The sequence below is a fragment of the Tsukamurella strandjordii genome (assembly GCF_039525985.1).
Classification (GTDB): domain Bacteria; phylum Actinomycetota; class Actinomycetes; order Mycobacteriales; family Mycobacteriaceae; genus Tsukamurella; species Tsukamurella strandjordii.
The window spans coordinates 273,116-279,511 of sequence record NZ_BAAAII010000008.1 but is presented as its reverse complement, the minus strand read 5'-3'; the positions used below and the strand labels follow the sequence as shown (position 1 = coordinate 279,511).

Sequence of the window (6,396 nt, the reverse complement as noted above, 5' to 3'; positions counted from 1 at the left end):
GATCGCGAGTACGTCCCCTGCCAGGTTGCACACGCCCAACTGGGTGCGGCTGCGGCCGATCGCGACGGCCAGAACCACACCGGCGTCGGCGTTGAGGACCAGGCCTGCGGCCGGGCGCCCGGGACTCGACGACGACTCCGTCCGTTCGAGCACCAGACCCGCGTCCTGCAGGGCGGTGACCCGGGCCGCGACGGCGGTGCGGGAGAGATCCGTCGCCCGCCCGATCTGCGTGCGGGTGGTGCCGTGCCCCGTCCGGATCAGCGCGAAGACCTCACCGACGGTCACTGCCGCTCGCGATGTCCGTGACGTGCGCATACCCACCATTCAACCATCGTTCACGCGAGCCCAGACTTTCAATTCCGCACACGTTCGCACTCTTGAGTGCATAATTAAGCCTTCCACGTACCTAATTGCGCCACTTATCTGTCTGAATGTTTCGAATGAGTCAGGAGATACATGTCGACCACCAGCCCCGTGGCCCCCTGCGATTTCGTCGTCTTCGGCGGCACCGGCGACCTCACCGTTCGCAAGCTGCTGCCCGCCCTCTACCTGCGCGACCGCGACGACCAGCTCCCCACCGACACCCGGATCATCGCGGTGTCCAGGTCGGGCCTGGACACAGCGGGCTACCGCGACAAGATGCGCGGCGAACTCGGCCGATTCGTGGCCACCGAATCACTCGACGAGGCCGTACTCGACCGATTCCTGCGGCGGCTCGAGTTCGTCTACCTCGACGCCACCGATCACTCGACCTGGGAGCCCTTGACGACCCTGCTCCAGGAGGACGCCGACCGCATTCGGGTGTACTACCTGGCCTGCGCTCCCCGCCTGTTCGGTCCCATCTCCGAGAACCTGGCCGCACACGGACTCGTCGACCGGTCCTCCCGGGTCGTCCTGGAGAAACCGATCGGCCACGACCTGGCCTCCGCCCGCGAGATCAACGACGCCGTGGGCCAGGTGTTCGAGGAGTCGCAGATCTTCCGGATCGACCACTACCTCGGCAAGGAGAGCGTCCAGAACCTGCTCGTCACCCGGTTCGCCAACAGCGTCCTGGAACCGCTCTGGAACTCGACGTGCATCGACCACGTCCAGATCACCGTGTCCGAAGAACTGGGCGTGGGTGCCCGCGGCGAGTACTACGACACCTCCGGTGCGCTGCGCGACATGATCCAGAACCACCTGCTGCAGGTGCTGTGCCTGGTGGCGATGGAGCCGCCCACCTACGTGGACCGGGAATCCGTTCGCGACGAGAAGCTCAAGGTGCTTCAGGCGCTCAAGCCGATGACCACCGAGGATGCCGAACGCGACGCCGTTGCGGGCCAGTACGGTCCGGGCCTCGTGAACGGCGCAGCGGTTCCCGGATACAAGGAGGAGGCGAACAATCCCGACAGCCGCACCGAGACTTTCGTCGCACTCAAGGCCGAGGTGCGCAACTGGCGGTGGGCCGGGGTTCCCTTCTACCTGCGCACCGGAAAACGCATGGAGCGCAGGCACTCCGAGGTCGTGATCGCGTTCAAGCCGGTCCCGCACCCGATGTTCCCGGGGAGCCAGGGCACCAGCGAGCCCAACCGGCTGGTCATTCAACTCCAGCCGAAGGAGGGCATGCGGCTGCACATGACCGCGAAGGAACCGGGACCCGGCGGGATCCGGCTGCGGCCGGTATCCCTGGACCTGAACTACACCGAGGCCTTCCAGTTGCCCTCCCCCGACGCCTACGAGCGCCTACTCATGGACGTGGTCCGGGGCAATCCGACGCTGTTCATGCGCCGGGACGAGGTGGAGGCCGCGTGGACCTGGGTCGAGCCGATCCTCAACAGCTGGGCCGGATCCGAACGAGCACCGCGTCGCTACCCGGCCGGCACCGATGGCCCGTCCGATGCGGCCACGCTCATCGAACGCGACGGCCGCACCTGGAACGAAGGAGCCCACCCGTGACCACGATTCACCCCGTCCTGGCCGAGGTCACCGAACGGGTGACGGAACGCAGTGCGGCGTCGCGCGCGGCGTACCTGCGGAAGATCCACGCGGCGGGCGCTACCGGGCCCGCCCGGGGACGCCTGGAATGCGCGAACTTCGCCCACGGATTCGCATCCGCCGGCCCCGCGGACAAGGCGGCGCTCCGCGGCACGACCAAGCCCAATATCGCGATCGTCTCGTCGTACAACGACATGCTCTCCGCGCACAAACCCTTCGAATCCTTTCCCGCCCAGTTGAAACAGGCCGTCATCCATGCCGGCGGAATCGCGCAGTTCGCCGGCGGTGTCCCTGCGATGTGCGACGGCATCACGCAGGGACGCGACGGTATGCAACTGTCGCTGTTCAGCCGCGACGTGATCGCGATGGCCACCGCCATCGCCCTCTCGCACGACATGTTCGACGGCGCCCTGATGCTGGGCGTCTGCGACAAGATCGTCCCCGGAATGCTCATCGGTTCCTTGGCCTTCGGCCATCTTCCGACCGTGTTCGTGCCCGCCGGCCCCATGACATCCGGATTGCCGAACTCCGAGAAGGCCCGTGTCCGGCAGCTCTACGCCGAGAACAAAGTGAGTCGAAGCGAACTGCTCGACGCCGAGGCCGCCTCGTACCACGGCAACGGCACCTGCACCTTCTTCGGCACCGCGAACTCCAACCAGCTGCTGATGGAGGTCATGGGTCTGCATCTCCCCGGTTCGAGCTTCGTGAACCCCGACACCCCGATGCGGACCGCGCTCACGGCCGAAGCCGGTCGCCGGGTGACCGCACTGACCTCCGTCGATCACGACTACGCCCCGCTGGGCGAGATCGTGGACGAGAAAGCCATCGTCAACGGGACCGTCGCGCTCCTCGCCACCGGCGGATCGAGCAATCACACCATGCACCTGGTCGCGATAGCGAAGGCGGCCGGGATCATTCTCACCTGGGACGACATCTCGGCTCTCTCCGCCGTGGTCCCCCTGCTGGCGCGCATCTACCCCAACGGCAGTGCCGACATCAACCACTTCCACGCCGCGGGCGGCCTCAGCTTCACCGTATCCACCTTGCTCGATGCCGGGCTCCTGCACGACGACGTGCGCACGATCGTCGGTCCCGGATTGCGCCGTTACACACAGGAACCCGTGCTGGATGCCGGCGGTGCCGTCACCTGGCGGGACGGCCCCACCGCAAGCCTCGACACCGCCGTTCTGCGGAGCGTCGAGGAGCCCTTCGCCGCCGATGGTGGCCTGAAGACGATGACCGGAAACCTGGGCTCGGCCGTCGTCAAGACATCCGCCGTGGCACCCGAACACCGCGTGGTCACCGCTCCCGCAAGGATCTTCGACGATCAGGCAGACTTCCTGGCCGCCTTCGCCGCGGGCGAACTGACCGGCGACGTGGTGGCCGTGCTCCGCTACCAGGGCCCGCAAGCGAACGGAATGCCCGAGCTGCACAAGCTCACCCCGACGCTGGGCGTACTGCAGGACCGTGGCCACCGGGTCGCCCTCGTGACCGACGGTCGGATGTCCGGCGCCTCCGGCAAGGTCCCCGCGGCGATCCACCTGACCCCCGAGGCCGCGACGGGCGGACCGTTGACCAGGGTTCGCAACGGCGATCTCATCACCGTCGATACCGTGGCCGGCAGTCTGACCCTGCACGTGGCCGACGAGGAACTGTCCGCACGCGAATCGACCGGCCGCGCTCTGACCGCGGAGGAGATGGCCGGCACCGGCCGTGAGCTGTTCGCGAGCTTCCGCGCCGCCGTCGGACCGGCCGACGAGGGCGCGAGCATCTTCCCTCTCTACGCCTGAAAACCGCGTCGAACCATTCCAGGAGAATCCATGACCCCCTCGCTGCTCGACCACGCACCCGTCATCCCGGTCGTCGTCATCGACGAACTCGACCACGCCGTCCCGATCGCCCGCGCGCTGGTGTCCGGCGGCTTGCCGGTCATCGAGCTCACGCTCCGCACCCCGGTGGCGCTCGCCGCCATCGAGCGCATCGCCGAAGAGGTACCGGAAATCCTCGTGGGCGCAGGCACCATCGTCCGCCCGGAACAGGCCGAACAAGCCCGATCGGCCGGCGCACAGTTCCTCGTCTCACCCGGAAGCACCCCCACGCTGCTCCAGGCGATGGCCGGGACGGGTCTTCCCCACCTACCCGGCGTCGCGACCGTCTCCGAGGTACTGATGGCGTTGGAGGCCGGCTACACCGAGCTGAAGCTGTTCCCCGCCGAGGCCATCGGCGGACCCGCCCTGCTGAAGTCGATCGGCGGACCCGTACCCACCGCTCGGTTCTGCCCGACCGGCGGGATCACCCTCAGCAGCGCACCGCAGTACCTCGCCCTGCCGAACGTCGGGTGCGTGGGCGGCTCGTGGATCGTGACGCCCCAGGCGACGGCGACCGAGAACTGGTCCGCGATCACCGAAGCCGCAGCCACAGCGCGGGCACTCTCCCAGGATCACGACGGCGGCACCGCCCGATGACCTTCGAGGCGGCGCTGGGGATCGACGTGGGCGGCAGCGCGATCAAGGGAGGGATCGTCGATCTCGCGACCGGCGAGATCGACGGGGACTGGCACACCATCACCACACCGCGCCCCGCCACCCCGCACGCCGTGGCAGCCGCCGTCGGCGAGATGATCACGCATTTCCACTGGTCCGGGCCTTTCGGGATGACGGTCCCCGCCGTGATCAACGAGGGCACGATCCGCACGGCGGCGAACATCGATCCGAGTTGGATCGGCACGGACATCGAGGACGTCCTCTCCGGAGTCACCGATCTGCCCGCCCGTGCGCTCAACGATGCGGACGCCGCCGGCCTGGCGGAAGCGCGCTACGGCGCCGGAGCCGGACACTGCGGCGTCGTTCTCGTTCTGACCCTCGGGACCGGAATCGGTTCCGCAGTCATCCACGACGGTCGGCTCCTACCGAACACGGAACTCGGACACCTGAACATCGACGGGACGATCGCGGAGCGACTGGCCGCAGGTTCCGTCAAGACGCGGGACGGATTGTCCTACCCGACATGGGCGGCACGACTGTCGCGCGTGTTGGGCGAATGCGAGAAGCTGCTCTCCCCCGATCTCATCGTCCTCGGCGGGGGGATCAGCCGTGACGCCGATCAGTGGCTCCACCACGTCCGGAGTTCAGCGCCCGTGGTCCCGGCCGCGCTCGGGAACACCGCCGGACTCGTCGGTGCCGCGATGGTCTCCCACTCATCGCTCCTGCTTCCTCGCTGACGGTATTCCGGCGTGCGCCCCGTGACTAACGAGGGATGAGCGGGGCCTTGTACATCGAGGCCACCCGCTCGCCGTTCATCCACTCCCCCAGTCGATCCGCCTCCACCTGCACCGCGGCGCGGGCTCGGCGTCCGGGCTCGGCGCCGTACACGCACTGCACGATGCCGTCCTCGTCCTGCAGGTAGGCACCCACGATCCTGCCCTGCCACCACACGGTGGCGCCGCAGTTGCCGGCGGTGTCGTAGATCGACGAGGCGAAACCCGGGTCCAGGTAGAAGTCCCGTTCCTTCCAGCCCATCGGTGTGGGGTCCAGCGCCGGGAGCAGCGCGGCCCAATCATCCACGGCTTCCTCGGGTTCCACATCGTCGGGCAGAACCCAGCCCGTGCGGTCCCGTTCGAGGGCCACCTCCACCGCGCCGATCGCCGCCAGGGCGGCGCGGATCGCGGACTTGGTGGCGCCGAACCACCACACCACATCGGTCTCCGTGGCCGGCCCGAAGGCCCGCAGGTACTCGGACACCAGTTCGGCGTACGCCGCATCGGTGTCCATGCGCACGGGAGCTGCGCCGAGCCACTCGTCGCCACGGGCCCACAGGTTCCGGTTCACGCGCCAGTGGCTCGCGTTGTGGGCGCGGACCAGATCCCCGGTGGCGCCGAGCCAGGTGAGCACCCGGGGCGCGAGATGCTGATCGCCGCCGTACTTCTTGCCCTCGAACAGCGTCACTTGCCCCACCAGCTCGGGCACCGTCTCCCGCAGTTCCTTCGCGCCCAGTTCCCTGCCACCGGCCAGCGCCGCGAGCACGGCGGAGCGGGCATCGCTGAGCCAGGCGCCGCCGTCCGCGCAGATCCCGCCGGCCTCGGCGTCCTTGATCACCTTGGCGCGCTCGGTGCGGGCCACCCGTTCCGACGGTGCGCTCAGCGCCGCCCCCAGCAACGGCCGGGGGAAGACGAACATGGTGCGCCGCATGGCCAATTGCTTGACGAGCGACTTCTCCTCGTACAGCTCGTGCTCGTACTGCTCACGGGTGAAGCCGTTCATCCGGGCCTGCACGGACAGGTACGGGGTGGCGGCCTCGGTGGCGTGCAGCACCGCCACGGAGCGCACCGCGTCGAGAACCGAATCCACCCGGTGCGGCGCAGCCAGGGCGTGCCGCCGCGCCATACGGGCGCGGCGTTCCGCATCGTCGATCAATCGCATCAGA

The 6,396-nt window shown here is 68.4% G+C and carries 5 protein-coding genes and 1 pseudogene; 4 read left to right on the top strand and 2 right to left on the bottom strand.

Annotated features, from left to right (window positions below; all coding sequences use genetic code 11):
• Window positions 1–315, bottom strand: a pseudogene (locus ABD108_RS15930) (sugar kinase); the annotation flags it as partial.
• 141 nt (window positions 316–456) lie between these two features.
• On the opposite strand from ABD108_RS15930, the gene zwf reads away from it, so the two are divergent.
• From zwf to ppgK, 4 genes are read left to right on the top strand one after another with little or no spacing between them, the layout of a single operon-like run.
• A complete protein-coding gene (gene zwf, locus ABD108_RS15925) occupies window positions 457–1,935 on the top strand; it encodes a glucose-6-phosphate dehydrogenase (RefSeq protein WP_305112228.1) in 1,479 nt (492 codons plus the stop codon).
• Window positions 1,932–3,764: a phosphogluconate dehydratase gene (gene edd, locus ABD108_RS15920; RefSeq protein WP_343930785.1), complete on the top strand. Its 1,833-nt coding sequence runs from the start codon at window positions 1,932–1,934 to the stop codon at window positions 3,762–3,764. The genes zwf and edd overlap by 4 nt, the downstream gene beginning before the upstream one ends.
• A gap of 30 nt (window positions 3,765–3,794) precedes the next feature.
• Window positions 3,795–4,439, top strand: a complete 645-nt coding sequence (gene eda / locus ABD108_RS15915) for a bifunctional 4-hydroxy-2-oxoglutarate aldolase/2-dehydro-3-deoxy-phosphogluconate aldolase (RefSeq protein ID WP_343930784.1) — start codon at window positions 3,795–3,797, stop codon at window positions 4,437–4,439.
• Window positions 4,436–5,194: a polyphosphate--glucose phosphotransferase gene (gene ppgK / locus ABD108_RS15910; protein ID WP_343930783.1), complete on the top strand. Its 759-nt coding sequence runs from the start codon at window positions 4,436–4,438 to the stop codon at window positions 5,192–5,194. Before eda ends, ppgK begins: the two co-directional genes overlap by 4 nt.
• 25 nt (window positions 5,195–5,219) lie before the next feature.
• Here the strand turns inward: ppgK and ABD108_RS15905 are convergent, their stop codons facing one another.
• Entirely contained in the window at window positions 5,220–6,392 is a 1,173-nt protein-coding gene (locus ABD108_RS15905) for a winged helix DNA-binding domain-containing protein (RefSeq protein WP_343930781.1), read from the bottom strand.
• Between the last annotated feature and the right edge of the window lie 4 nt (window positions 6,393–6,396).

Coding starts and splice junctions, on each gene's coding strand:
- zwf (WP_305112228.1), top strand. CDS start 457: ATGTCGACCACCAGCCCCGTGGCCCCCTGCGATTTCGTCGTCTTCGGC.
- eda (WP_343930784.1), top strand. CDS start 3,795: ATGACCCCCTCGCTGCTCGACCACGCACCCGTCATCCCGGTCGTCGTC.
- ppgK (WP_343930783.1), top strand. CDS start 4,436: ATGACCTTCGAGGCGGCGCTGGGGATCGACGTGGGCGGCAGCGCGATC.
- ABD108_RS15905 (WP_343930781.1), bottom strand. CDS start 6,392: ATGCGATTGATCGACGATGCGGAACGCCGCGCCCGTATGGCGCGGCGG.